A 2,273-nucleotide genomic window follows, 5' to 3' on the forward strand; every position below is an offset into this window, starting at 1 on the left:
ACGCGCTGACCAAGCCGCGTGTGGCGCAACTCGCCGTATTCTGCGCGGTGATCGGCATGTGCCTGGCCGCGCGCGGCGCAGTGCCCTGGCGCGTTCTATGCGGCGGCGCGCTTGGCATCTGGCTGTGCGCAAGCGCGGCATTTGCAGTGAACTGCTGGGTCGAGCGTCATATCGATGCGCGGATGCGCCGCACGGCCTGGCGGCCATCGGCGCGCGGCGAACTGGGTTCGGCGCAGATACTGGCTTTTGCAACGCTGACCGGCGCACTGGGCGCCGGTTTACTCTATGCGTTGACTAACCCGCTCACGCTCTGGCTGACGCTCGCGACCTTTCTCGGCTACGCGGTGGTTTATACAGTCCTTCTGAAGCCGGCCACGCCGCAAAATATTGTGATTGGCGGCGCCGTGGGCGCAATGCCGCCCGCGCTCGGTTGGGCGGCGGTCACGGGAACCGTGCCTGTGCAGGCTTGGATATTGGTGCTGATTATTTTTGTCTGGACGCCGCCGCATTTCTGGGCGCTCGCACTGGCCCGCCGCGATGATTACGCGCGCTCCGGCTGGCCGATGCTGCCGCTCACGCATGGCGAAAAATTTACCCGGCTCCATATTCTGCTGTATAGCTGGATTCTGTTTGGCGCGGCGCTGCTGCCATACGCAGCGCATATGAGCGGCGGCGTTTACCTGGTCGTCGCGCTCGCGCTCGGCGCTCTTTTTATCGTCTATGCGTGGCGATTATGGCGTCAATATTCCGACGCGCGGGCGCATCGACTGTTTCGCTATTCAATTGTGTATCTGACGCTGCTGTTTGCAGCGCTGCTGGTGGACCATGATGCGCGCTTATTCTCTAAACCCGCATTCCAGAATATCGATTTGAGCGGCAATTCCAGCTTCGCCCGCGACTTCGCGCTGCCGGATACGCAAGGCAGGCTGCGCACGCTGGCGGATTTCAAAGGAAAGGTGGTGGTTCTGCTGTTCGGCTATACCCATTGCCCGGATGTCTGCCCGACCACGCTGGCCGAGCTTGCGCAAGTATCAAAGCGGCTCGGATCCGATGCGCAGCACGTACAGGTGGTATTTGTCACGGTGGATCCATCGCGCGATACGCCGGAGGCGCTTGAGCGCTATGTCAAGGCGTTTGGGCCGAACTTCAGCGCGCTGCGCGCCGCCGATCCCGCCGCATTGAGAAAAGTGACGCGGGATTTTCGCGTGCATTACGCCAAAAATCCCGGCGCGCAATCCGGAGAGTATGAGATGGAACATACGGCCGCAAGCTATGTGTTCGATCCGCGCGGACGGTTACGCCTGTATGTGCTGTATGGACAAAGGCCGGAGTCGTGGCTGCACGATCTGCGCTTGCTGTTGAAAGAAAAGATCAGTACTTAGAACCTGTTCACGGTCTGTGACGAGCGCCTGTCAGCCAAGGAGGACGGAGCGCAGGAACCGGAGCATATACGTAATATGTGAGGATTCCGAGCACCGCCCGACGCAGGCTCACGGGCGCGCAGTCAGATCGTGAACGGGTTCTTAGCCTTATGCCTTTGAGGCTCCCCTGAAGCAGCGCACCTGATTGTAAAATGGCAGCTCACATTGACTGGAGTTTTCATGAAGCTTGAGCGTACTTTGTCCATCATCAAACCGGATGCGGTTGCAAAAAATGCCATCGGCGCGATCTATAACCGTTTCGAGCAAGCGGGTTTGAAGATCATTGCCGCCCGGATGATTCAACTGTCGCGCAAGGAAGCGGAACAGTTTTATGCCGTTCATCGGGCGCAGCCATTCTTTGGCGCGCTGGTCGATTTTATGATTTCGGGGCCAGTGATGGTTCAGGCGCTGGAAGGCGAAGATGCGATTGCCAGAAATCGCCAGTTGATGGGCGCAACGGATCCGAAAAAAGCGGCTCCGGGCACCATTCGCGCGGATTTTGCGGACAATATCGATGCGAACGCCGTCCACGGCTCGGACAGTCCGGAAAATGCGCAGGCTGAAATTACCTTTTTCTTTGCACACATGGAACTCCACGCGCGCTAAGCACTTGTTTAGCCCGTTCTTTTGCCAGCACACGCATGACGACGACTGCTGAAATCACCAATCTGCTCGATCTGGACGCGCGCGGTCTGACTGAATACTGCGCCTGTCTGGGCGAGGCAGCCTTTCGCGCCAGGCAGCTTCAACGCTGGATTCACCAGGCGGGTGCGGTGGATTTCGACGGCATGACCGATCTTGCCAAAGCATTCCGGGAAAAACTCAAGGCGAGCGCAACCATTCAATCTCCCC

2 protein-coding genes and 2 pseudogenes are annotated in these 2,273 nt (G+C 58.9%); all 4 read left to right on the forward strand.

Features of this window, described 5'->3' with window-relative positions:
• Positions 1-839, forward strand: a pseudogene (gene cyoE / locus CAGGBEG34_RS11485) (heme o synthase); the annotation flags it as partial.
• On the forward strand, positions 819-1,382 hold the full coding sequence (locus CAGGBEG34_RS11490) for an SCO family protein (protein ID WP_238984914.1): 564 nt from the start codon (positions 819-821) through the stop codon (positions 1,380-1,382). The pseudogene cyoE and the gene CAGGBEG34_RS11490, both read left to right, overlap by 21 nt.
• 219 nt (positions 1,383-1,601) lie before the next feature.
• Entirely contained in the window at positions 1,602-2,027 is a 426-nt protein-coding gene (gene ndk / locus CAGGBEG34_RS00365; RefSeq protein ID WP_006681958.1) for a nucleoside-diphosphate kinase, read from the forward strand.
• A 35-nt stretch (positions 2,028-2,062) separates the two neighbouring features.
• A pseudogene (locus tag CAGGBEG34_RS00370) lies at positions 2,063-2,273 on the forward strand (23S rRNA (adenine(2503)-C(2))-methyltransferase RlmN); the annotation flags it as partial.

It is taken from the genome of Candidatus Glomeribacter gigasporarum BEG34 (genome assembly GCF_000227585.1).
Lineage (GTDB): Bacteria > Pseudomonadota > Gammaproteobacteria > Burkholderiales > Burkholderiaceae > Glomeribacter > Glomeribacter gigasporarum_B.

Bases quoted from the DNA above. Each gene is read 5' to 3' on its own strand.
- ndk (WP_006681958.1), top strand. From the start codon at position 1,602: ATGAAGCTTGAGCGTACTTTGTCCATCATCAAACCGGATGCGGTTGCA.